The sequence below is a fragment of the Dermacoccus sp. Ellin185 genome, assembly GCF_000152185.1.
In the GTDB taxonomy this organism is placed as follows: domain Bacteria; phylum Actinomycetota; class Actinomycetes; order Actinomycetales; family Dermatophilaceae; genus Dermacoccus; species Dermacoccus nishinomiyaensis.
The window spans coordinates 1-22,421 of the sequence record NZ_AEIQ01000090.1; the positions used below are offsets into that span (position 1 = coordinate 1).

23 protein-coding genes and 3 pseudogenes are annotated in these 22,421 nt (G+C 69.7%); 18 read left to right on the top strand and 8 right to left on the bottom strand.

The annotated features are described in order from the left end of the window. A partial coding sequence (locus HMPREF0321_RS10440; RefSeq protein ID WP_217490543.1) for a hypothetical protein occupies positions 1 to 641 on the bottom strand: 641 nt, incomplete at its 3' end. A 103-nt stretch (positions 642 to 744) separates the two neighbouring features. Here HMPREF0321_RS10440 and HMPREF0321_RS10445 point away from each other — a divergent pair. The 7 genes and pseudogenes from HMPREF0321_RS10445 to HMPREF0321_RS10470 all read left to right on the top strand — a co-directional run. Beyond that, a pseudogene (locus HMPREF0321_RS10445) lies at positions 745 to 1,247 on the top strand (excinuclease ABC subunit UvrA); the annotation flags it as partial. 333 nt (positions 1,248 to 1,580) lie between these two features. Continuing rightward, positions 1,581 to 2,342 carry a DUF4352 domain-containing protein gene (locus HMPREF0321_RS10450; protein WP_050786562.1) on the top strand — a complete coding sequence of 254 codons (762 nt, stop codon included), beginning with the start codon at positions 1,581 to 1,583 and terminating at the stop codon, positions 2,340 to 2,342. 328 nt (positions 2,343 to 2,670) lie between these two features. Then, on the top strand, positions 2,671 to 3,345 hold the full coding sequence (locus tag HMPREF0321_RS10455) for a nitroreductase family protein (protein ID WP_006946317.1): 675 nt from the start codon (positions 2,671 to 2,673) through the stop codon (positions 3,343 to 3,345). A gap of 252 nt (positions 3,346 to 3,597) precedes the next feature. After that, positions 3,598 to 4,080 carry a cysteine dioxygenase family protein gene (locus HMPREF0321_RS10460; RefSeq protein WP_006946327.1) on the top strand — a complete coding sequence of 161 codons (483 nt, stop codon included), beginning with the start codon at positions 3,598 to 3,600 and terminating at the stop codon, positions 4,078 to 4,080. 192 nt (positions 4,081 to 4,272) lie between these two features. Continuing rightward, positions 4,273 to 4,569: pseudogene (locus tag HMPREF0321_RS17435) on the top strand (low temperature requirement protein A); the annotation flags it as partial. A 269-nt stretch (positions 4,570 to 4,838) separates the two neighbouring features. Beyond that, the gene (locus tag HMPREF0321_RS17260) at positions 4,839 to 4,967 is read left to right on the top strand and encodes a hypothetical protein (protein ID WP_256359111.1); all 129 of its coding nucleotides are present in this window, start codon (positions 4,839 to 4,841) and stop codon (positions 4,965 to 4,967) included. A 112-nt stretch (positions 4,968 to 5,079) separates the two neighbouring features. Further along, positions 5,080 to 5,910, top strand: coding sequence for a crotonase/enoyl-CoA hydratase family protein (locus tag HMPREF0321_RS10470; RefSeq protein WP_040014879.1), 831 nt, complete (start codon positions 5,080 to 5,082; stop codon positions 5,908 to 5,910). A gap of 223 nt (positions 5,911 to 6,133) precedes the next feature. Here the strand turns inward: HMPREF0321_RS10470 and HMPREF0321_RS10475 are convergent, their stop codons facing one another. Continuing rightward, positions 6,134 to 6,661, bottom strand: coding sequence for a DoxX family protein (locus HMPREF0321_RS10475; RefSeq protein WP_006946321.1), 528 nt, complete (start codon positions 6,659 to 6,661; stop codon positions 6,134 to 6,136). A 128-nt stretch (positions 6,662 to 6,789) separates the two neighbouring features. Here HMPREF0321_RS10475 and HMPREF0321_RS10480 point away from each other — a divergent pair, with 128 nt between their 5' ends. Beyond that, complete coding sequence (locus HMPREF0321_RS10480; protein ID WP_006946314.1) at positions 6,790 to 7,233, top strand: MarR family winged helix-turn-helix transcriptional regulator; 444 nt, start codon at positions 6,790 to 6,792, stop codon at positions 7,231 to 7,233. Positions 7,234 to 7,399: 166 nt separating this feature from the next. Here HMPREF0321_RS10480 and HMPREF0321_RS10485 read toward each other — a convergent pair whose 3' ends face one another. The 4 genes from HMPREF0321_RS10485 to HMPREF0321_RS10500 all read right to left on the bottom strand — a co-directional run bounded on the left by HMPREF0321_RS10485 (position 7,400) and on the right by HMPREF0321_RS10500 (position 11,926). Further along, a complete protein-coding gene (locus HMPREF0321_RS10485; RefSeq protein WP_006946328.1) occupies positions 7,400 to 9,073 on the bottom strand; it encodes a formate--tetrahydrofolate ligase in 1,674 nt (557 codons plus the stop codon). A gap of 181 nt (positions 9,074 to 9,254) precedes the next feature. Beyond that, entirely contained in the window at positions 9,255 to 9,899 is a 645-nt protein-coding gene (locus tag HMPREF0321_RS10490) for an NUDIX domain-containing protein (protein WP_006946308.1), read from the bottom strand. Continuing rightward, positions 9,896 to 10,429: a GtrA family protein gene (locus HMPREF0321_RS10495; protein WP_006946334.1), complete on the bottom strand. Its 534-nt coding sequence runs from the start codon at positions 10,427 to 10,429 to the stop codon at positions 9,896 to 9,898. The genes HMPREF0321_RS10490 and HMPREF0321_RS10495 overlap by 4 nt, the downstream gene beginning before the upstream one ends. Positions 10,430 to 10,579: 150 nt before the next feature. Beyond that, a complete protein-coding gene (locus tag HMPREF0321_RS10500) occupies positions 10,580 to 11,926 on the bottom strand; it encodes a cytochrome P450 (RefSeq protein WP_006946332.1) in 1,347 nt (448 codons plus the stop codon). A 336-nt stretch (positions 11,927 to 12,262) separates the two neighbouring features. Between HMPREF0321_RS10500 and HMPREF0321_RS17440 the strand changes: the two are divergent. From HMPREF0321_RS17440 to HMPREF0321_RS10510, 3 genes and pseudogenes are all read left to right on the top strand, one after another. Beyond that, positions 12,263 to 12,307: pseudogene (locus HMPREF0321_RS17440) on the top strand (hypothetical protein); the annotation flags it as partial. 234 nt (positions 12,308 to 12,541) lie between these two features. Beyond that, entirely contained in the window at positions 12,542 to 13,030 is a 489-nt protein-coding gene (locus HMPREF0321_RS10505) for a DUF3995 domain-containing protein (protein ID WP_006946325.1), read from the top strand. Positions 13,031 to 13,182: 152 nt separating this feature from the next. After that, positions 13,183 to 15,225 (top strand): NAD(+) synthase, encoded by a 2,043-nt coding sequence (locus tag HMPREF0321_RS10510; RefSeq protein ID WP_006946304.1) that lies wholly within the window; start codon positions 13,183 to 13,185, stop codon positions 15,223 to 15,225. Positions 15,226 to 15,282: 57 nt separating this feature from the next. Here HMPREF0321_RS10510 and HMPREF0321_RS10515 read toward each other — a convergent pair whose 3' ends face one another. Continuing rightward, positions 15,283 to 16,155, bottom strand: a complete 873-nt coding sequence (locus HMPREF0321_RS10515) for a siderophore-interacting protein (protein WP_006946324.1) — start codon at positions 16,153 to 16,155, stop codon at positions 15,283 to 15,285. A gap of 221 nt (positions 16,156 to 16,376) precedes the next feature. Here HMPREF0321_RS10515 and HMPREF0321_RS10520 point away from each other — a divergent pair, with 221 nt between their 5' ends. The 7 genes from HMPREF0321_RS10520 to HMPREF0321_RS10550 all read left to right on the top strand — a co-directional run bounded on the left by HMPREF0321_RS10520 (position 16,377) and on the right by HMPREF0321_RS10550 (position 21,633). Beyond that, the gene (locus tag HMPREF0321_RS10520) at positions 16,377 to 17,420 is read left to right on the top strand and encodes an iron-siderophore ABC transporter substrate-binding protein (RefSeq protein WP_006946315.1); all 1,044 of its coding nucleotides are present in this window, start codon (positions 16,377 to 16,379) and stop codon (positions 17,418 to 17,420) included. An 89-nt stretch (positions 17,421 to 17,509) separates the two neighbouring features. Beyond that, positions 17,510 to 18,535: an iron ABC transporter permease gene (locus tag HMPREF0321_RS10525; protein WP_006946320.1), complete on the top strand. Its 1,026-nt coding sequence runs from the start codon at positions 17,510 to 17,512 to the stop codon at positions 18,533 to 18,535. Next, complete coding sequence (locus HMPREF0321_RS10530; protein WP_006946330.1) at positions 18,532 to 19,587, top strand: iron chelate uptake ABC transporter family permease subunit; 1,056 nt, start codon at positions 18,532 to 18,534, stop codon at positions 19,585 to 19,587. The genes HMPREF0321_RS10525 and HMPREF0321_RS10530 overlap by 4 nt, the downstream gene beginning before the upstream one ends. After that, positions 19,584 to 20,372, top strand: coding sequence for an ABC transporter ATP-binding protein (locus HMPREF0321_RS10535; RefSeq protein WP_006946336.1), 789 nt, complete (start codon positions 19,584 to 19,586; stop codon positions 20,370 to 20,372). The genes HMPREF0321_RS10530 and HMPREF0321_RS10535 overlap by 4 nt, the downstream gene beginning before the upstream one ends. Before the next feature lie 36 nt (positions 20,373 to 20,408). Further along, positions 20,409 to 20,792, top strand: coding sequence for a hypothetical protein (locus HMPREF0321_RS16110; RefSeq protein ID WP_136788659.1), 384 nt, complete (start codon positions 20,409 to 20,411; stop codon positions 20,790 to 20,792). Beyond that, positions 20,789 to 21,253 carry a hypothetical protein gene (locus HMPREF0321_RS10545; protein WP_040014882.1) on the top strand — a complete coding sequence of 155 codons (465 nt, stop codon included), beginning with the start codon at positions 20,789 to 20,791 and terminating at the stop codon, positions 21,251 to 21,253. The genes HMPREF0321_RS16110 and HMPREF0321_RS10545 overlap by 4 nt, the downstream gene beginning before the upstream one ends. Continuing rightward, complete coding sequence (locus tag HMPREF0321_RS10550) at positions 21,250 to 21,633, top strand: metallopeptidase family protein (RefSeq protein ID WP_006946306.1); 384 nt, start codon at positions 21,250 to 21,252, stop codon at positions 21,631 to 21,633. Before HMPREF0321_RS10545 ends, HMPREF0321_RS10550 begins: the two co-directional genes overlap by 4 nt. Before the next feature lie 88 nt (positions 21,634 to 21,721). Here HMPREF0321_RS10550 and HMPREF0321_RS14965 read toward each other — a convergent pair whose 3' ends face one another. Beyond that, complete coding sequence (locus HMPREF0321_RS14965; protein WP_006946313.1) at positions 21,722 to 22,378, bottom strand: 4'-phosphopantetheinyl transferase superfamily protein; 657 nt, start codon at positions 22,376 to 22,378, stop codon at positions 21,722 to 21,724. Positions 22,379 to 22,421 lie beyond the last annotated feature (43 nt).

Here is a 22,421-nt window from a genome sequence, read left to right on the forward strand (position 1 = left end):
GCGTCACGGCGGCTGCGACGCACGAGCGCCACCCCCGCGAACAGACCGACGAGCAGGGCGGTGATGAGCGCGACCTGCCACCACGGCATCGCCGGCCACGAGCCGGACGAGCCGTCAGGGTGCTCGATGCTGTTCCAGAAACTCGTGCCGTCGCGGGTGCCGCGCGAGTCACGCCAGACGGCGACGAACGTCGCCAGCGTGGCAGCGGCACTGACGGCGACGTGCGCGCGGACGTCAGGGTGCCACACGATGACGCTCGCCATCGCGATGAGCGCGGGCAGACTGTCGGTGGGCAGGGCGAGGCCGGGCAGGCACGCGAGGGCAGCGGTGACGAGCAGCGCCGTCGTCGAACGCAGTCGCCAGCAGAGGCCGGCGGCCGCTGCGATCGAGGCGAGAAACGCGGTGACGCTAAGCGCGTTGCCCGAGCCGCCGGGCGCCGCGCCGTCCATGCGCGGGGTGACGTAGGCCGCGGCCAGCGACGCGGAGAAGATGGTGCCCACGATGATGGCGGCGTTCGTGGCGCGACGACGTGCACGTGAGGAGTTGCCGAGAGGCGCGGTCGAATTCGTCGCCGCGGGCGGGGTGCCGAGGGGCGTCGCCAGCCTGTTCGGCGGGTCGGTGCTGGGCGCTGGCATCGTCACGCCGCTCACCCTAGACGCGGCCACCGACAACGTGGCGTTCTGCGCCTGGCGGGGTGTGCACATCTGCGATTCTCGTACACATTCGCAGGGTCGGTTTCCGTGACGCATGGGCGCGAATCCGCGCTCGACGGTCGGCACCGGCACCGACGTCAATGCGATGCTGCGCATCCTGTTCTCGCGCATCGCGACGCCGAGCATCGGCGGCCCGCGGGCGTACTCGTTCATCGTCGGGTCGGCTTCGGGTCGGGCTCCCTCAAAAGCCGACGGCACCCGCGAGGTGCGGCAGTTCACCGTCACCGGGGGCATGTGCGTGCGCTGCGAGGGGCGCGGCAGCGTCAGCGACTTCGACCTCGATCAGCTCTTCGACAAGACCAAGTCGCTCGCCGAGGGCGCTCTCACCGTCCCCGGCATGATGATGGACGGCTGGTACGGCCGCATCTTCGCCTGCTCGAAGTTCTTCGACATGGACAAGCCGATCAAGGACTACACCAAGCGCGAGCTCGACAACCTCCTGCACAAGGAGCCGACGAAGATCAACATCGACGGCGTCAACCTCACGTACGAGGGCGTCATCCGCGCATCCAGCGTTGGATGCTGAGCAAGGATGCGGCCACGAAGATTCTCGACCGGCTGCACGACGTACGCGCGGCGCGCTCTCACCGTGAGCGCGAGCGCGGTTGAGTCAGTCAGTCACGGCTGACGCAGGTCGCACCAACTGACTCAGTTGGCTTCGCCGGGGCGAGTGAGGGGGGCGGGCTCGATCGCTCGACACCATTCTCGGCGGTTCTGCCCGATCGGGCAGGTGACGTCTGACTGATCGGGTGATGTGGCAGGTGCTGCCGGGCAGCGAGTCTTCGGGGGTCGCAGCCGAGCAATCGGCGGATGCGGCACTTCCATTCACCCGACGCGATCTGCGTCGACTCTTCCCCGGAGTGCACGATGAACAACAGCAACGGCGCTACCCACTTCGACGGTTCGACCGGCCAGAACGGCAACAACGGCGCGCAAGGCTACCCGCAGGGCGCGCAGGGCTACCCCCAGAACGGCTACCCGCAGAACGGCCAGCAGGGCTACCCGCAGCAGCAGTGGCAGCCGCAGGAGCCGCCGAAGAAGAAGAACTTCTTCGTCCGTCACAAGATCCTGACGGGGCTGCTCGCCCTCTGCGTCGTCGGTGGCATCGCCAGCGCGGCAGGCGGCGGCAACAAGAACGACTCGTCCGCCTCGAGCGCGTCCTCGTCCGGCACGTCGAAGAGCGACGCGAAGAACACCGCGAAGGACGAGTCGAAGAAGGAGGAGAAGAAGGACGCTCTGCCCGCCGTCGGGCAGTCGGTGACGGACGGCAAGTTCACCTTCACCGTGACGAAGATCGAGCGCGATGTGCCGAGCATCGGCGGCGAATATCTCAACAAGAAGGCGCAGGGCGCGTACACGCTCGTGCACGTGACGGTGAAGAACACCGGCACCGAGACGCAGTCGCTGTCGGCTGACGACCAGAAGGCCTACGACGCGAACGGGGTCGGCTATGAGGCGACCTCGGACGGCGCCATCTACATCGAGGGCAACGACACCCTCTACACCGAGATCAACCCGGGCAACACGCTCAAGGGCATCCTCGTCTTCGACGCGCCGAAGGGCACGAAGCTGACGAAGGTGCGCCTGCACGACTCGATGTTCTCCAACGGCGTCGAAGCCTCCCTCTGACGAAGGCCCACCCCTGAAGCCGTGTGCCGCAGCGTGATCGCCACATCACGCCCCGCGCAGAGCTCTCGGACCCCCTCGTCCCATCGACCTGAACGCCGCACGACCCCTCCCGCGTCGGCGTTCGGCGGCGCCCGGTGTTCTTCCCGCCGGCGCCGCGCCCGCTCCCTGCACGCCTGAACCGGCACGCATCGGCGGCAGGACTCTTGGGGAAGAGGGAGACGCCCGTCATCGCATCCGCGGTGGCGGGCGCTTCCGTTCCGCAGCACTCTCAGCCTCCCCACAGCGCCGGGATTCCGCGCTTGTCGGCGCGACGTGCTTGGGTGGTGGCATGACTCTTCACGATGCTCTCGCCTCGACGAGCGAGGCCCCGGCCGACGCCGTGCTCGACGTCGTCGCCCGCCGCAGCAGCCCGGCCGTGTTCGATCCGTCGTACGACCTCTCCGACACCGACCTCGCGACTCTGTTCGACGCGGCCCGCTGGGCGCCGAGCGCCGGCAACTCGCAGCCGTACCGTTACCTCGTCGGTCGCCGTCAGGGGGATGAGTGGGATCCGACGTTCACCGCCATCGTCGAGACGCTCGCGCGCGGCAATCGACGCTGGGCGCCGGCTGCTTCGATGCTCGCCGTCTCGTTCGTGCAGGTTGCGAAGCTGCCGGAGACGTCGAAGGAGTTCGTCTTCGGTGCCACCGCCGCACACGACACGGGCCAGGCGACCGCGTACCTGACGCTGCAGGCGCACGCGATGGGCCTCGCCGTCCACCAGTTCGCCGGGTTCGACCACGACGCCATCGCTACGCGAGCCGCGTTCGGTGAGGCATGGGCGCCGATGGCGGGCATCGCCGTCGGCCGCGCCTGGCCCGACGCCGAACGCGACGGTGAGCACGCCGCCGTCACGACGCTCGCCGGCCGCGTCGAGGAATACGACCTCGCCGCCAACATCGAGCGCGAGAACAAGCCGCGTCGCCGCCGCTCGCTGACGGACGTCGCGTTCGAACTCGACTGATCGACGACCCCGACGCGACGCGCCGGCTCGTGCTGCTCGCGTTCGCTCGTCGCGAACACGCGCAGTCGACGCGACTTCGTCGGCGCGCTGCCCCCACCGTCGACGTTCGACGTGAGACGGTGGGGGAACCATTCGTCAAGGTCGGGGAGGGCCACGACGCACCGTCGGCGTGCCCTACCCGCTTTTCATCAGGCCACCATCGCGCCCCATCAGGCGCCCTTCACGCCAACCCCCAGCTCTCGGAGCCTCAGCATGAACCGCCACCCGCAACCCGACACCGCAGCCGATGCCCCCGGCATCACGAGCTTCACCGACGAGCAACTCATGCGTGTCGCGCGCCTGTTCGCCTCGGACGAGTCGCTCGCCGCGCACCTCGACGACCTGCCCGACGGCGGTGAGCGACGCCGCGTCGAGCTCGCCAGCACGCCGCACCTGCAGATGTGGGCGATCAGCTGGCCGGCCGGGTCGACGAGCGAATGGCACGACCACGGGCGCGCGACGGGCGCCTTCGTCGTCGTCAAGGGAGCTTTGCGCGAGGAGCGCTGGGTGCGCGGCACCACCGTCAGCGCGGTCGTCGGGGCGGGGGAGAGCCGCACGTTCGCCGGCGATCTCGTGCACCGCACGGCCCCCGTCGGCGATGCCCCGGCGCTGAGCGTTCACGCCTACGCGCCGTCGCTCGTCGGGGCCCGCACGTACGAGATGGTGGCCGGCTCGCTCGTCGAGATCGCCGCCTGAGCCGCGGACGCGCCAGGAGCCGAAGTGGGCATGGCGCGGGGCGGCGTCGCACTGCCATCACGTGGTGCGGATGAGTGAAGCCGCGCCCACCCGTGTCGATCCCGACAGTCTGCGTTCGCGTCTGCGCCCCATGAGCGGGCGCCACCACACGAGGGTGGACGCGTCGCGAGCACGCTCGAGCTGCCCTTCGACCTGACGTTCGTCGTCGCCGTCGCCACGGGCGCGTCGCAGCGCGCGCACTCATTCGCGCACGGGCACGTCGCGGCGGGCGTCGGATCGTTCTGCTTCACGAGCTTCGGCATCATCTGGGAGTGGATCGACTACTCGTGGTTCGTGAGTGCATACGACACCGACGACTGGCTGTACCGGCTGCTGACGATGGTGCAGATGATCGGTGTCGTCATCTTCACGCTCGGCATCCCCGACTTGTTCCACGCCGTCGAGAACGGCCACTTCGACAACACCGTCATCGTCATCGGGTACGGCATCATGCGCCTGGCGATGCTCGGGCAGTGGGTGCGCGCGGCCCGCTCCGCCCCGGCGCATCGAGGGGCGAACCCGAACGCGATCGCGGCGGCCGCTGATGGCGACGAGCACGGCGCCCGTCCAGTCGACGCCCTGGCCCCCGGTGTCCTTGCAGCTGTGGGCGGGCCTGCACACCGCGATCCTGGCGCCTCGCCCTCGTCGTCCTCGGCTTCGCGGCGTTCCTCGCCGCGCACGGCGTCTCGCTCGCTGTCGTCCTCGCGATCTGCACGATCGTGCCGTGGATCATCGTCATCGCGTTCGAACTCTTCGCCGGCGCCCAGCACGAGCACGAGGCGCACGTCCTTGAGAGCCGCGGGGTCGAGGGGCACGAGGTCGACGACCGTCGCGCCGACGTGTCGTGACGTCTGGCCCGGTGCTCGGATGGCTGCGCCGGATCCGTGCCCGCACACCACGTCGCGTGCCGGCGTCGACGAATCGCCCCACGAGGGCGGGTCGCGTCACTAGGCTGGCGGGATGGCGAATGTGGAGACGACGATCACGGGCGGCATCGCGCACGTGAAGCTGAACCGTCCGGAGGAGTTGAACGGCCTGACGCTGCCGATGCTCGGCGAGCTCGTCGCCGCTGCGCATCACGTGCGCCGCAACAAGGGGGTGCGCGCTGTCGTCATCTCGGGCGAGGGGCGGTCGTTCTGCGCGGGCCTCGACTTCGGTGAGGTGATGGCGAAGCCAGCGAAGATCGTGCCCGTCTTCCTGCCGCGTCCGTGGCGTGGCACGAACACGTTCCAGGAGGCCTGCTGGGCGTGGCGGCGCGTGCCGGTGCCCGTCATCGTCGCGGTGCACGGGCACTGCTACGGCGGCGGGCTGCAGATCGCGCTCGCCGGCGACTACCGCTACACGACAAGTGATGCACAGTGGGCGGTGCTCGAGGGCAAGTGGGGGCTGATTCCCGACATGTCGGGCGTGCAGTCGCTCAAGGAACTCGTCGGCATCGACGTCGCGAAGAAGCTGACGATGACCGCCGAGATGCTCTCCGGTGAACGCGCGGTCGAACTGGGCCTCGCGTCGGAGGTGGCTGACGACCCGCTCGCCGCGGCGATGGATCTGGCGCACGAGCTGACGCAGAAGTCTCCCGACCAGCTGGCCGCCGCCAAGCGTCTGTTCAACCGGTCATGGAACACGTCGGCACGCACGACGTTCCGGCGCGAGCGCGCCGAACAGCTCGTCCTGCTCATGGCGCAGAACACGGCGAAGGCGCGCAAGGCGGCGTTCGCGAAGGCCGGCGCCAAGCAGGCGCAGCTGGCCGAAGCTCGCGCGGCGAAATACAGCCCGCGCGTTCTGCCCTGAGCCGCGTCCTGCCTTGAGTGGCGTGATGTCTGACCGACCTGTGAGCGCCCTCGTCCCCGCTGGGGTCGGGTCTACCTCGACGATCGGCCACCGAGTCGCTGCGTGAGTATTCCCATCGTCGTCAGCGCCGGGCTCTGACGCGCCAGACCCCCGATCCTGCTCGTGCAGGTCGGGGGCCTCGTCTCTTCGGTACGGCGGGTGGGGCCGCCGGCTCGGAGCAGACTCAGGCCGGCGCCGTCGCGCGCGTGTCGTCAGCCGTACCGTCGGTGGCTGCGCCGGCGACGTGAGCGCCGCGCGCGGCGGTGTCCTCGTGCGTGAGGGCGTTGGGAGTGCGGCTCTCGTCGCTGGTGGCTCCGCGGCTGCGCAGGCGGTTGAGCAGGCCGTCGACGCTCCAGCGGCCGGGGCCGACGATCGCGAAGACGAAGGCGGCGAGGCCGAGGGCGGCGACGAGTTCCCAACCGCTCTCGTCGACGAAGACGCCGTGGCTGCGGTGCACGAACCACCAGGCACCGGCGAGGTCGACGGCGACGAGGAGGCCGGCGAGCGGCGTCAGCACGCCGAGCACGAGCATGCCGCCGCCGATGAGTTCGGTGAGGGCCGCGAACCATGCGGAGGCGTGCGGCGCCGGGACGCTCATCTTCTCGAACATCGCGGTGGTGGCGTCGATGCCGTTCGTGTGCAGCTTCTGCCATCCGTGGGCGGATGAGGACGGCTCCGAGCAGGGCGCGGGCCAGCAGGAGCCCGGCGTCACGGATCGGGGCGGGCAGGGTGAACAGGTTGCCGGTGGTGCGCATCGGCCCTCACAAGGTTGGTGATGTGTCACCTAAAGCTTGGCATGCTCGGTAGGTGACGTGTCAACCAGGCGCTAGGGTGAGTGGTATGAATCACGACGGTCGATGGCTGCGCTCCGACGAGGAAGCGTTGTGGCGCGCCTGGCTGGGTGTTCATGCTCGTCAGCACGTAGTCATCGCGCGCGACCTCAAGGCCAGTGGCCTCTCCGAGCCTGACTTCGAGGTACTCGTTCATCTCACCGACGCACCCGACGGGCAACGTCGCCTCTCCGAACTCGCCGCGGGGTTGCAGTGGGAACGAAGCCGCGTCTCTCACCAGGTGACGCGCATGGCCAAGCGTGGTCTCGTCGAGCGCCATGACGTGGCCGAGGACGCGCGTGGCGCGCGCGTCGTCATCACGCGTGAGGGGCGCGCAGCCATCGAGAAGGCCGCGCCCCCTCATGTGGCGAGAGTGTGCGAGGTATTCGTCGACCGTCTCGACGCGGCTGATCGCGTCGACCTCGCGCGGATCCTGCGCAAACTCGTTCCCTGACGACGCGTCGCCTATACCCATGCGCCCGCATGCACCTGCGTGCAAGTGCACCCGGGTGCACTTGCACGCGAGAGGGCGGGCGGCGCCGCGACGCGACGCGGAACGGCGGGGGCGGCCGAGGGCCGGCCCGGCGCAGGCCTGGAATCGTCTGGTCAGATCAAGCGGTTCAGAACAGGCCGGTGATGTGGCCTTCGGAGTCGACGTCGATGGCCAGCGCGGCGGGCTTCTTGGGCAGGCCGGGCATCGTCATGAGGGATCCGCAGACGAACACGACGAAGCCGGCGCCGGCGGCGAGGCGAACTTCGCGCACCTCGAGCACGTGGCCGGACGGGGCGCCGCGCATCGCGTCGTCGGTCGTGAACGACTTCTGCGTCTTGGCGATGCAGACGGGCAGGTGGCCGTAGCCCTCGGCCTCGAACTGTGAGATCTGCTTCGCCACCGCCGGCGGAATGGCGATCGAGCCGGCACCGTAGATCGTCGTCGCGATCTTCTCGACCTTCTCGACGAGCGTCAGACCGTCGTCGTAGGTGAAGTGGAGATCGGGCGTGCCGCCCTCGGTCGCCTCGACGATGGCGCGCGCGAGGCCCGCCGCGCCGGCGCCGCCATCGGAGAAGTGGGTGCACACCTCGACGCGCGCGCCGAGCTTCTCGATGCCTTCGACGAACGCGGCGATCTCGGCGTCGGTGTCGCTGGGGAAGCGGTTGAGGCCGACGACGACGGGCAGGCCCCACACCTCGCGCAGGTTGTGCAGGTGCCGTTCGATGTTGCTCATGCCGGAGCGCATCGCGTCGACGTTCTCGCTCGTCAGGTCGGTGACGGCGACGCCGCCGTGGTACTTCATCGAGCGGATCGTCGCGACGAGGACGGCGGCGTCGGGGCGCAGGCCGGTGAAGCGGCACTTGAGGTCGATGAACTTCTCGGCGCCGAGGTCGGCGCCGAAGCCGGCCTCCGTCACGACCCAATCGGCATGCGCGAGAGCAGTGTTCGTCGCCGTCACCGAGTTGCAGCCGTGCGCGATGTTCGCGAACGGGCCGCCGTGGACGAATGCCGGGTTGCCCTCGAGCGTCTGCACGAGGTTGGGCGCGAGCGCGTCGGCGAGCAGTGCCGTCATCGCGCCGTGGGCGCCGAGGTCGGCGGCCGTCACGGGCTCCGTGTCGTAGGTGTGGCCGACGACGATGCGGCCGAGGCGCTCCTTGAGGTCGTCGATCGACGTGGCGAGGCAGAAGATCGCCATGACCTCGGAGGCGACGACGATGTCGAAGCCCGACTCGCGTGGCACGCCGTTCGTCGGGCCGCCGAGGCCGATGACGATGTCGCGCAGTGCGCGGTCGTTCATGTCGAGCACGCGCTTGAACGTGATGCGGCGCGGGTCGATGCCCAGTTCGTTGCCCTGCTGCAGGTGGTTGTCGATCAGCGCCGCGAGCAGGTTGTGCGCCTCGGCGATGGAGGCGAAGTCGCCGGTGAAGTGCAGGTTGATGTCCGTCATCGGGTTGAGCTGGCTCTTGCCGCCCCCGGCGGCGCCGCCCTTCATGCCGAACACAGGGCCCATCGACGGTTCGCGCAGCGCAGCCGCGGCCGTCTCACCGATGTGGGCGAGGCCGTCGACGAGGCCGACGGTCGTCGTCGTCTTGCCCTCACCTGCGGGCGTCGGGCTCGTCGCGGTGACGAGGATGAGCTTGCTGCCCTCGCGACGCTGCATGCCCTGCACGTATGGCAGCGAGACCTTCGCCTTGTGCGGGCCGTACCGGAAGATCTCGTTCGCGGGGATGCCGATCTTCGCGGCGATCTCCTCGATCGGCAGCATCGGTGTGGCAGCGGCGATTTCGACGTCGGTCGGCATGTCTTCCTCGGGTCTGGTGAAGCGCAGGTCGGACGCCCGAGCGCGAGCGTCCGTCTCGACGGTAGCGTTACTGACGAGTTGGGGCGCGATTGACGCAAGGTGTCGTTCGGATGCGAACGGGTGGGCCGGGTTGGAGTGTGCTGCTGCGTTCCGAGGGTGCGCAGGACACGATCTCCGGGTTTCAGATGCGCCCCGTCGCGAGTGCCGCGTACATGAGGGCCGCGACGGTCTCGCCGTCGCTGATGGTGCTGTCACGGACGAAGCTCATCGCCTCGTCCCATGGTACGAAGCGGGCGGCGTCGATGCCCTCGGCAGCTTGCTCGGCTTCCACGTCGACGGTGGCGCTCGCGATGTCGGCTGCGTCGGCCACGGTGCCGTCACCCAGGGCGCCGACGCTGCCGGGCGGCTCGACGTCCACGCGGCCGCCGATCGTCAGACCCGTTGCGAGATAGACGAACTCGGGTGCATCGCACACGCCGTTGAGCGCGTTCATCCGCCCGATCTCGTGCCACTCGGATGCCACGAAACCGGTCTCCTCGAGCAGCTCGCGGCGTGCTGCGTCGAGCGGGTCGTCGCCGTCGCACCCGCCTGCCGGGACCTCCAGCGACATGCCGCGCGTCGCGTAGCGATACAGCGAGACCATGAGCACGGCCCCGTCGTCATCCATCGCGACGACGAACACCGACGGATGCTGCATCGTCACGACGCCGTAGATGCCCTCGCCGCCGTCGGGTCGTAGGACGGCGTCCTCGCGCACGGCGATCCACGGGTTCGAGTAGACCTCGCGGGAGCCCGTCGTCGTCCACCCGCCGTGCGCGTCACTCATGCGGCCGGCGGTGCGTCAATAGCTTCGACCTCGACGTCCTCAGCAGGCTTGCCCGCGACGAACACGAGCGTCTTGTAGCCCCAGAACCGGAACAGTGTCGCGAGCACGAGCCCGACGCCGTTGGCAGAGATGTTGTCCGCGAGCTTGCTCGTCAGGCCGAGGACGTAGTGGCTGAATCCGAGGCAGCCCATGGCGATGAGTCCGCCGACGGCGCTGACGGCGAGGAAGATGAGCACCTCGTGGTGCACCTGCTCGCGCCGTGTGTCCTTGAACGTCCAGTAGCGGTTGCCGAGCCACGCGACGAGGACGCCGAGCGCCGTCGAGACGAGCTTCGCCGTGACGGCCTGGTCGTACATGATGCCGTGCCCATCGGGGCCGGCATAGCGAAGCACGTTGAACCCGCCGGCGTCCGCGACGAAGGCGAGCCCGCCGACGACGACGAAGCTGATGAGCTGCTGACGCGCGGCCAGCAGCCGCTCCATCATGCGGCGGCTCTTCGTCGATCCGGGAGGTGCGTCGGGAATGGTCACTGAGGCTGCTTTCGGCTGACGTCGGGGTCGCTCGATTCTAGGGTGGTGATGACGGGGGCCGCGCTGTCCGCCGGGGCGCCTGGGTCGTGCGCGGCACCTGCGACGATCGCGCCGCGGTCGGCCTCGCGTGCTTCTCGTCGTACCTTCCGATCAGGCGCGCGCCGCCAACCGCGCCGGCAGCGTCGCGTATCCCCGCAGGATGCGCGTGGGCCGACGGGTGGCGCCCGGCAGCAGTTCGACGTCGAAGCGGTCGAAGAACGCGCGCAGCGCGACCTCGCTCTCCATCCGCGACAGGGCCGCGCCGAGGCAGAAGTGGCGCCCGGCCGAGAACGCCAGGTGCTCGCGCGCGTTCTCGCGGTGCACGTCGAACGCGTCGGGGTCGTCGAAGATCTTCGGGTCGCGATTGGCTGCCGCCAAGACGGTGACGACGAGCGTCCCGGCGGCGACGTCGACGTCTGCGACGCGCGTGTCGCACGTCGCCGTGCGCGCCGTCAGCAGCACGGGCGGGTCGAAACGCAGCGTCTCCTCGACGGCGTTGAGCCAGGACGCCTCGCCGCTGCGCAGCGCCGCGAGCTGCTCGGGGTGGCCGACGATGAGCCGGATGGCGTTGCCGAGCAGGTTGACGGTCGTCTCGAAACCGGCGGCGAGGACGAGCCCGGCCACCGACTTGAGCTCCTGGTCGCTGAGGCCGACGCCGTCGTCCTGCGCCTGGATGAGCGCGCTGAACGGGCCGTCACCCGGCTGCGCTCGCTTGGCGGCGAGGTGGGTCTCGAGCCACGCGTCGAACTCGTCGAGCGCGCTCTCGGTGCGGCGGAACGTCGCCCAGTCGAGCCCCAGGTCGAGGCTCGAAGCGGCGTGCCCGCCGAGACGCAGCACCGTCTCGTACTCGCTCTCGGGGACCCCGAGGATCTCGGCGATGACGGTGACGGGCAGCTGCTCGCAGTAGCGCGCGACGAGGTCGACGTCATGCCCGGCGCGCGCGTCGGCCTCGAGGTCGTCGAGCAGCTCGGTGGCGACCTGCTCGGTGCGTTCGCGCAGGGCCTCGACGGCGCGCGCGGTGAACACGCGGGTGACGAGCTTGCGGTTGCGCGTGTGCGTGGGGCCGTCCGTGGCCAGCAGGGACGGCGGCTCGAGCGGCCCGATCGTCGTGCTCGCCGCCCACGTCAGCGCGCCGCGGACCGCGCGCGAGGTGTCGCCGGGGAAGCCGGTGCGGAAGTCGTTGCTCGTCAGCACCTCGTTGACGGCGTCGTGCTCGCCTGTCAGCGTCGAGAGCTTGCCGGTCACGATGGCTCCGCCATTGCGGATGCGCGCGAGGATCGGCTCGAGCTCCTCCGGCAGCAGGCCCGTCGTCTCGGTGCTCAGCACCCCCTGCGGGTCGCCCTGCGACGCGACACGCACCAGCGCCCTGCGCGGGATGGCGTGCTGCAGGCTCCAGCGCACGCCGGGTTTGGCGTGCTCGACCAGGCGGCGGGGGATCCGAGTGGTGAGGGCGAACATGAGGCCTCCAACAGCTGTGGATGTGTCTCACGTCACACTACAGATGCAGGCCGGTGACGGAACACCTCGCGGCTGATCGGCGGCGGACGTCGCCCGCTCCGGCTCTGGCACGGCGCATTCGACGCGGCTGTGCCCGATCGTCGCACGGGTGTTCGTTCGATGTTCACGTCGCGGCGTAGCGGGGCGTGGGGGCCTCTGGAGTACGGTCACGGCATGGCTGACGTCCTGATACGCACCGTTGATCTGGCTCAGGCTTCGAGGCAGCAGGGTGGCTCTGAGCGCCTCTCCGCCTACCTTGCGCGCCCTGCCGGGGACGGGCCGTGGCCCGGCGTCGTCATGGTGCTGGAGATCTTCGGCGCGAACGACGACATGCGTGCGCACGCGGAACGCATCGCGTCGTGGGGTTACGTCGTCATCGTGCCCGATTTGTATTCCGACGCTCGCGCCGCTGTGGCACGTGGCCGGCTTCGGCGGCAGCCGCGACGATGCCGAGCACGCCTGGCAGCGCATCCACGACTATTTCGACGCCCATCTGCATGTCACGGCAGCAGCGTCGGCACCTACCGTCAGCTGACTCAGCGGGCATGAGCATCCCTTCGACGGGCAGGTGAGAGCGTGACCGTCCAACCGTCAGGTCGCCGCTCGTCAGCGTCGTGCTGGTTCGTCCTCGCCGCACTCGCGGGCGTCATCCATGCCGCGGTGACGCTCTACTGGGCGCTGGGCGGGCGGGGGTTGTTGTGGACGATGGGTGACAGCTTCGTGGCTCAGTTCGCCGGCATCATGTGGGTCTTGTACCCGGTGGCGTTGGTCAAGGGCGTGTGTGCGGTCGCTCCGCTCTGGCTGGCGAGGCGGGGCTGGCCGCTGCGTCGTCTGACGCGCCCCGTCTGCTGGGTAGGGAGCGTCGTGCTCGTGGCGTGGGGTGGCGCGAACACGGTGCTCGGCAACGCCGTGTTGCTCGGCGCCGTTCATCCTGACGGAGGCTTCGACCGTGCCGCGATGATCGGGCACGCCTGGATCTGGGATCCGCTGTTCCTGGTGTGGGGCGCAAGCCTCGCCGCGGGTCTGTGGTCGACGCGCCACAGCGAGGGCCAGCCGGCGGAGTGAAGCGGGCGCATCTGCTCGCGAGGTTCGCCACGCACCCGGCCTCCCCTGACCAGGCGACGACGACGGCGCCGTCGCTGCGTGCTTCCGAGATCACCACGAGTCCGGCCTGCCTGACGCTCGCGGTTGGCACCCCCGGCTGACACACTGACGGCATGAACTTCCGCTCGCTCTATGCTCACGGTTTTGCGCGCGTTGCTGCGGTGACGCATCCCGTCGCGCTCGCTGATCCGACGACGAACGCGGCGCGCGTGCTCGAAGTCGCCCGCGAGCTGCACGACCGGGGCGTCGCAGCGGCGGTGTTCCCTGAACTCGACCTCACCGGTTACAGCATCGACGACCTCGTCTTCCAGGACGTGCTGCTCGACGACGTGCTCGCGGCCATCAAGACGATCGTCGACGGCTCCGAAGGTCTGACGCCGGTGCTCGCCGTCGGCGCGCCGCTGCGCAAGGGCACGCGGCTGTTCAACTGTGCCGTCGTCATCAAGGACGGCGAGGTGCTCGGCGTCGTGCCGAAGAGCCACCTGCCCACCTACAAGGAGTTCTACGAGAAGCGCTGGTATGCACCGGGTCTCGACCAGCGCGGGCAGTACATCGACCTCGGCGACCTGGGCGAGGTGCCGTTCGGACCCGACCTCATCTTCCGCGCCGTCGACCTGCCCGACCTCGCGATCCACGTCGAGGTCTGCGAGGACGTGTGGGTGCCGATCCCGCCGTCGTCCGAGGCCGCCGCGGCCGGCGCGAGCGTCCTCATGAACCTGTCGGGCTCGCCGATCACGATCGGCAAGTCGTCGCAGCGCAGCCTCGTCGTGCAGAGCCAGTCGTTCCGCACCCTCGCCGCGTACGTCTACGCCGCGAGCGGCGAGGGTGAGTCGACGACCGACCTTGCCTGGGACGGGCAGACGATGATCTACGACCAGGGCACGCTGCTCGCCGAATCCGAGCGATTCCCGAGCGGCCCGCGCACGAGCATCGCCGACGTCGACCTGGGCGCCATCCGCCAGGCCCGCATGCGCTTCAACAGCTACGACGACAACCGTCCGGGCATCGGCCCGGCGCGTCCGCTGCGTGAGGTGCCGTTCGAACTCGGCGCCCCGGACGGTGACCGCGGCCTGCTCCGCGAGATCGAGCGCTTCCCGTTCGTCCCCGCCGACGACGCGCAGCTCGCGCAGGACTGCTACGAGGCGTATGAGATTCAGGTCTCGGGCCTCGAGCAGCGCATGCGCTCGATCGGCGCGCCGAAGATCGTCATCGGCGTCTCCGGTGGCCTCGACTCGACGCACGCCCTCATCGTCGCCGCCCGGGCGATGGACCGTGTCGGGCGCCCGCGCACCGACATCCTCGCGTACACGATGCCCGGCTTCGCGACGAGCGATCACACGAAGTCGAACGCGTACAAGCTCGCCGAAGCGCTCGGCGTGACGTTCGAGGAGGTCGACATCCGGCCGATGGCGACGCAGATGCTCAAGGACATGGGCCACCCCGCCGGCAGCGGCGAGCCCGTCTACGACGTGACGTTCGAGAACGTCCAGGCCGGCCTGCGCACCGACTTCCTGTTCCGCATCGCGAATCAGAAGAGTGGCATCGTCCTCGGCACCGGCGATCTGTCCGAACTCGCGCTCGGCTGGTGCACGTACGGCGTCGGCGACCAGATGTCGCACTACGGCGTCAACGCGGGCGTGCCGAAGACGTTGATGCAGCACCTCATCCGCTGGGTCGCCTCGGGTGACGAGTTCTCCGCCGAGGTCGGCGAGACGCTGCTGTCGATCCTCGACACCGAGATCTCGCCCGAGCTCGTGCCGACGAAGGAGGGCGAGAAGCCGCAGTCGACGCAGGACTCCATCGGCCCCTACAACCTGCAGGACTTCACGCTGTACCACGTGCTGACGCACGGTGCGCGCCCGAGCAAGATCGCGTTCCTCGCGATGCACGCCTGGCAGAACGCTGACGAAGGGCGCTGGCCGAGCGGTTTCCCCGACGACGAGCGCCCCGCCTACTCCCTCGCCGAGATCAAGAAGTGGCTCGAGGTGTTCCACAAGCGCTTCTTCAGCCAGCAGTTCAAGCGCTCGGCACTGCCGAACGGGCCGAAGGTGAGCGCCGGCGGCGCACTGTCGCCGCGTGGTGACTGGCGCATGCCGTCCGACGCGTCGTCGCGCGCTTGGCTGGCCGAGCTGGAACGCAACATCCCGAACGAGTGAGGAACGCTCAGCACGATCGGCGCGGCGGGCGGCTGCGCCGATCGCTCGCGTCGAGCGTCAGCCCGTCAGGGCAGCGGTCTGGGTGGAGGGAAGCCAGTAGCCGAGCGTCTTGACGCAGTTCTTCGCGAGACCCGCGGCGCGCAGCTTCTTCGTCAGAGCTCGTGTCGTGACGGTGTCGCACGCACCCCACGCGAAAACGCGCGGGCAATCGGCCGGTACGGCAAGAAGATTCGGTCGATCACCGCGACACGTGCGCCCGAGCGCCGGGTCGCCCAACTGGCTCAGGTCGGCGAGCACCTCGTCGACGGCGTCGAGCAGCGCGCCGCCGTCACGTTCGCGGCGCACCCAGCGCAGCGCGTCGCCGTCGCGCAGTCGCACCGGCAGTGCGCGGTCGTCAGGGTGCGTCCATTCGAGGACGACGGTCGTCGGCGCCGGCGACAGGGCGTCGAGCAGCGAGTTGATCGCGGGCAGTGACGCGGGGTCGCCGACGAGCAGGTGATGGTCGACGTCGTCGCAGCCCGGCAGCGACGGTTCCGAACCGTAGAGGCTTGCTTCGACCTGATCGCCCGGTTGCGCGCCGAGCGCCCACGCCGTCGCGGAACCGTCGTGGATGGCGAACTCGAGCCAGAACGTGTCCGTCGGGACGTCGGGGTCGACGAGCGTGTACGCCCGCTGATGCCCCGCACCCGTGCCGGAGCGATCGGCGAACCACAGCCGCACCCACATCGTCGGATACGGCGCGTGTGTACGCAGAAAACCGTTGCCCGAGAATCGAATCCGCACGAGCCGCGAAGATGGTTGTTCGCGCTCGAGCACGGTGAAGACGAAGTCCTGGGCGCGCAGTTCGCGCAGCACACGGCCCGCCTCGCCGCGCTCGACCCGTAGCAGGGTGCGTGGTGGCGTCATCGCGTCGTGGGGCTGGTCGCTCACGCGTCCCGCCTTCCTTCGGTGGCCCGGCGGTGACTGCCGTGGCCGGTGGTGATGCCGTCCCCGCACCTATCTGAGACGCGACGTGAGCCTCAGTCCGCGCGGTTGACGATCTCGACTTCTCTAAGGTTAGCATTGCCTAACTCGCGGTCCGGCAGGGCCTCGCGAGAACCATCACGTCATGACACGGGTGCCGTCGTGCGCCTGAACGAAAGGTCGTCCGCATGATCAACCGCCGTGGCTTCTTCGCCATCGCCGCCGCCGGTGCCACCAGCGCCCTCGCCGCCTGCAGCACCGGCTCGTCGTCCGACAAGGCCTCGAGTGCCACGTCAGGATCGGCCGGCTCGGCGGGCAGCGGCGCGGGCTTCCCCGTCACGATCAAGCACGCCCTCGGCACGACGAAGCTCGATAAGGCGCCGACGAAGATCGTCACGGCCGGCTGGTCGGACGCCGACATCCTGCTCGCCCTCGGCGTCGTGCCCGTCGCCGCGCCGGCGGTGACGTGGGGTGGCAACGCCGCGAAGTCGAGCGACTGGTTCGACGCGAAGCTCAAGGAGGTCGGCGGCAAGGCGCCCGAGCGCTACAGCGACGCCGACGGGACGCCCGTCGACAAGGTCGCCCAGTACCAGCCCGACCTCATCTCCGGCACGAACTCGGGCCTCAAGCAGGCTGAGTACGACAAGCTGACGAAGATCGCCCCGACCCTCGCGTACCCGAAGTACCCCTACGGCACGTCGTGGCAGGAGTCGACGAAGATGATCGCCGAGGCGCTCGGCAAGAAGGACGAGGGCGAGAAGGTCATCTCGGACACGCAGGCCAAGGTCAAGGCGGCCCTCGACAAGCACCCCGAACTCAAGGGCAAGAGCGTCGCCTGGGTCTACTTCGACGCGGCCAAGCTCAACTCGATCACCGTCTACACCCTCAACGACAACCGTCCGCGCGGCCTCGCCGACTTCGGGTTGAAGACGCCGTCGTTCGTCACGAAGGCGAGCCAGGGCGCGAAGACGTTCTCCACGGAACTGTCGGCCGAGAAGGCATCCGAACTCGACGCCGACATCATCGTGTTCGACGCGATGGACGCAGCGACGACGAAGAAGATCACCTCCGACAAGCTGCTGTCGCAGATCCCCGCGTTCAAGAAGGGCAGCTACCTCGCGCTGACCGACCAGAAGGCGTCCGAGACGATGGCCAGCCCGACGCCGCTGTCGATCCCCGTCGCGATCGACACCTTCCTGCCGAAGCTCGCCGAGGCCGCGAAGAAGGCCTGAGCGTAGGCTCGTTCGAGGGTTCGCCCGGCTGCCACCGCGCGACGGTGTGACGCGCCGGGCGAATCGTCGTTCCACTGGAAAGGGTGACGATGTCGACTCCCGCCGCGCCCCGCGCCGGCACCGATCAGCGTCGCACGCCGCGCATCGACGCCCGCCGCGTGCTCGCAGGCGGGCTGACGCTGCCGCTGCTGCTCGCGTTCGCCGTCGCCGTCTCGCTCACCGTCGGGGCGGGCTCGTTCCACGGCGGTGACGTCTCGGCGCTGCTCGCCTCGCGCGGCGACCGCACCGCCATCGGCATCATCGTCGGCGCGGCCGTCGCGATGGCGGGGACGGCGATGCAGGGCATCACCCGCAACCCGCTGGCCGACCCCGGCATCCTCGGCATCAACGCGGGTTCGGCGCTCGCCGTTGTCATCGGCATCACGTGGTGGGGCGTCTCGAACCTACTCGGGTACGTATTGCTGTCGCTCGTCGGCGCTGCCGTCGCGGCGGTCGCCGTCATGGCTCTCGCGACGTTCGGTGCGCGCGCTCTCGGGCAGGCGTCGCAGTCGGGGCCGCTGACGCTGGCGCTGTCCGGCATGGTGTTCACGGCGGGCACGTCGTCGATCGCGCAGGCCGTGCTCGTCTCCCACGGCAAGTCGCTCGACACCTACCGCTTCTGGCAGGTCGGGTCCGTCGCCGGCCGTGACCTCGGCGATCTCGTGCCGGCTGTGCCGTTCCTGCTCATCGGATTTCTCGTCCTGCTGGCCTCTGGACGCCGCCTCGACGTCCTCGCCATGGGCGATTCCGTCGCCGCCGGCCTCGGCGAGCGTCCTGGCCGGCTGCGGCTCGTCATCGGTGGAGCGGGCGTCCTGCTCGCCGCGGCCGCGACGGGTATCGCCGGGCCCATCGCCTTCGTCGGGCTCGTCGCGCCGCACGTCCTGCGCCCGCTCATCGGCACGTCCTACCGCGTCCTCGTGCCGGCCGCGGGGGTGCTCGGCGCGTGCATCGTCGTGCTGGCCGACACCCTCGGCCGCATCGTCTCCCCGCCCGGTGAGGTGCAGGTCGGCATCATGACGGCCGTCCTCGGCTGCCCGGCACTGCTGTGGGTCGTCGCACGAATGAGGTCGCTGTGAAGCGCGCGACGGCAGCACACGCCACGACGCCCAACACGTTCGACGCCGCGCGCCGCCGACGTCGGGGCGTCATGCTGGTTGCGCTGGTGCTCGTGACGTTCGGCGTCTTTCTGGCCCGGTGCCTGCTCGGTGACTTCACCGTGACGATTCCCGATTTCGTCCGCATCCTTCGCGGCGAGCATGTCGACGTGCCGGCCGCCAACTACATCGTCATGGAGTCGAAGCTGCCGCGCGCGCTCGCGTGCCTGCTCGCGGGCGCCGTGTTCGGGGCGTGCGGTGCGGCGATGCAGTCGCTCGTGCGCAATCCCCTCGCCAGCCCCGACGTCCTCGGCATCTCGCTCGGCTCGAGCACCGCGGCCGTGTTCTGCACGACGATCCTCGGTTGGAGCGGCGCGGGCGTGACGGGCGCCGCCATCGCGGGTGGCCTCGCCGTCTCCGCGGTGATCCTCGGGATGGCACGCGGGCAGACGCCGCGGATGATCCTCGTCGGGATCGCCCTGGCCGCCGCGCTGCAGTCGCTCATCCAGTGGATCCTGCTCGAGTCGAACGCCTACCAGGCGCAGGACGCGATGGCCTGGCTCGCCGGGTCCGTCTCGGCCGTGTCGTGGCCGCAGATCACCCGGCTCGCCGTCGTCGGCGCGCTCGTGCTCGTCGTCCTCGCGGCCCTCGCGCACTGGCTGCGCGTGCTCGAGATGGGGCGCCCGCTCGCCATCGGCCTCGGCGTGCCCGACGGGTTCGTGCGCGCCGTGACGTTCGGCGTCGTCGTCATCGGTGTGGCCGTGACGACGAGTGTCTGCGGGCCGATCTCGTTCGTCGCGCTGCTCGCCGGCCCGATCTCGCGGCGCCTCATGGGCCGCACCGCCATCGTCGCGGCCGCTCTCGTCGGCGCGATCATCACGATCGCGGGTGACTACGTCGGTGCCTACCTCGTTCCCGGTGACAACAAGCTGCCCGTCGGGATCATCACCGGCCTCGCCGGTGCGCCTGTCCTCGCCTGGCTGCTGCTGACCTCGCAGCGCCCGCCCCGCCGTTCGAAAGGCCGTGCCTCGTGACGTCCCTCGCCGCCCATGACCTCGTCCTGCGCTACGGATCCGGGCGTTCCGCAGGCCCCGACATCGTGCGAGGCATCACCTTCGAGGTGCCCGAGAACGCGGTCACCGTGCTGATCGGCGCGAACGGCTGCGGCAAGTCGACGCTGTTCGCGGGCCTGGCGCGGCTGCTCAAGCCCGCGGCCGGCGATGTGCTTCTCGACGGGCGCAGCATCGACGCGACGCCGACGCGCGAGGTCGCCAAGGCCCTCGCGCTGCTGCCGCAACACCCCATTGCGCCGGAGGGGATGACGGTGGCCGAGCTCGTGCGTCAGGGACGCACCCCGCACCAGGGCCTGCTCGGGCGCGGCGGGCCCGACGACGACGCTGCCGTCGCCGCGGCGATGGAGGCGACGGGCGTCAGCGAACTGGCAGAACGCACCGCCGATTCTCTTTCCGGCGGCCAGCGTCAGCGGGTGTGGCTCGCGATGGTGCTCGCGCAGCAGACCGGCATCCTCCTGCTCGACGAGCCGACGAGCTTCCTCGACATCGGCCACGCCGTCGAACTGCTCGACGTCGTCCGCCGCCGCAACCGCGAGCACGGAACGACCGTCGTCATGGTGCTGCACGACCTGTTCCTCGCGGCGCGCTACGCCGACCATCTCGTCGCGATGCAGGACGGTGAGATCGTCGCGGCGGGCGAGCCGACCGACGTGCTGACGGCGCAGCTCGCCGAGCAGCTGTACGGCATCCCGTGCGTCGTGCATCCTGACCCGAATACCGGGCGTCCGGTGGTGCTGCCGCGCTAGGCTCGAGCCACCACACGTCGATCGGGAGGGTTTGCCATGTCTCGCCAGCGCACCACGAGGCGGATGACGATCAAGCGCGCGATGCTCGCGTCGAGCGCCGTCGCGGCCCTGACGCTCACGGGGTGCTCGATGGGCTCCGACTCCGGTACGTCCGCCGCGAGCAGCGCGACGAGCGCCGCCGCGAGCGCAGCCTCGAATGCGAGCGGTTCGTCGAGTGCGGCGCCGTCGACCGATGTGTCGACGAGCCCTGCGTCCGAGTCGAGTTCGCCGTCGAGCGCATCGAGCTCCGTCGCCGCGTCGAGCGCGGCGCTGCCCGCCGACACGCAGCTGGCGAAGGCGACGGCGAACAAGTTGTCCTTCGCGGTGCCGAAGTCGTGGACCGTCGTCGACGGTGAGCTCGGCACAAGCAGGACGCGGTGAAGAAGCAGCTCGAGCCGATGGCGAAGAAGTCCGGCATGTCGCCCGAGAAGTACGTCGTGCAGATGACGTCGGCCGCAGACGTCCTCGCGATCGACGCCACGGGGGCGCAGAGGTTCAACGACAACATCAACGTCCTCAAGGTGACGCGTCCGAGCCTGGCGGGCAAGGCCCAGCTGGAGAAGGAACTCAACCAGCTCAACGCTGCAAGCGGTGCGAACGGGTCGAACAGTTCCAGCGACATGAAGGTCACCACCGGTGAATACAGCCGCATCACGACGCCGGCCGGCGCCGGTGAGCAGATGGAGTACACGCTGACGACGAAGGGTGTCACCGTGCACGGTGTCTCCATGGTCATCCCGAACGGCAGCGGGTCGTACTCGATGCTGACGGTGAGTGCCTCTGCGGCGGACAAGGCTGCCGAGTACGCGAAGACCGTCGCCGAGACCGCGCAGAAGATGTGACGCACCTCAGTCGGGAGCAGTTCGAGGACGCCGTCGGCGAGGCACTCGACGGCGTACCGCAGCGCTTCCTCGACCGTCTCGACAACGTCGTCTTCCAGGTCGAGGACGAGCCGTCACGCGAGCAGCTCGCCCAGGCCTGCGTCGCGCACGGCGAGGGCGAGCTGCTCGGGTTGTACGTCGGCGTCGCGCTACCGGATCGTGGCGAGGGCTACGGCTGGGGAGCCCTGCCCGACCAGATCTTCCTATTTTCCGGCCCCATCCAGCGGCTGAGCCACAGCCGCGAACAGGTGATCGAACAGATCCGCGTCACGCTCCTGCACGAGATCGGCCACTACTTCGGCCTCGACGACGCCCGCCTCCACGAGCTGGGCTGGGGCTGACCCCTCGCCCCTGCATGCCCCCGCGCCCATCTGCGATTCGCGTCCACGTTCGTCTCGTGGACGACGGCTCCGATGGCGTCCGCAGCCCTCAATCCGACCGCATCGCCCAGGCCCCGAACGTCGACGGGCCGTCGTAGCCCTCGAGGTCGTCGCTGATGTCGACGATGCGCCAGCCGGGCGGCATGCGCGCGCGGTCGCTGACGTCGTCGCGATCGAGGGGCGCGTTGAGCCCCTCACCCGTGGCCTTGAGCAGGGCTTCCTTCCGCGTCCAGATCTGCGTGAAGGCCCGACGTCCGTCATCGTCGCTCGCCGCTGCGTCGATGACGGCCTGCTCGCCGGGATGCAGCATCCGGCTGACGTCGGTGACGGTCGACGCCGCGGCCAGCACCTCCACGTCGATCCCGACGGGGACGTCCGCAGAGGCGAGCGCGGTGATCCACGGCGTCGAGCTCGTCGAGAAGAACCCGTCATGACCGACGGCGCGTGGACGCCCGTGCGGCTTGCCGCACGCCGTGCACGGCTCGCGCCAGTAGCGGATGTCCTCGTGAGGAATGGCCGCGAGGTTGGCCAGCTCATTGCGCAGCTGCGCACGGCGCGTGACGAACTCGCCGCGCGCGGTGTCCGAGCGCACGGCCAGGGCCCGCGCGCGTTCGTCGTCGTCGAGGCTGTCCGGGCCCAGCGTCGCGACGTCGGCCGCGGTGAGGGGCGCCCACGTCGCGCACAGGACGATCGACGGCGTGTGCATGCCGCCACCCTACGGCTCGCTGCGTCGCTCGAGCGGTCATTTT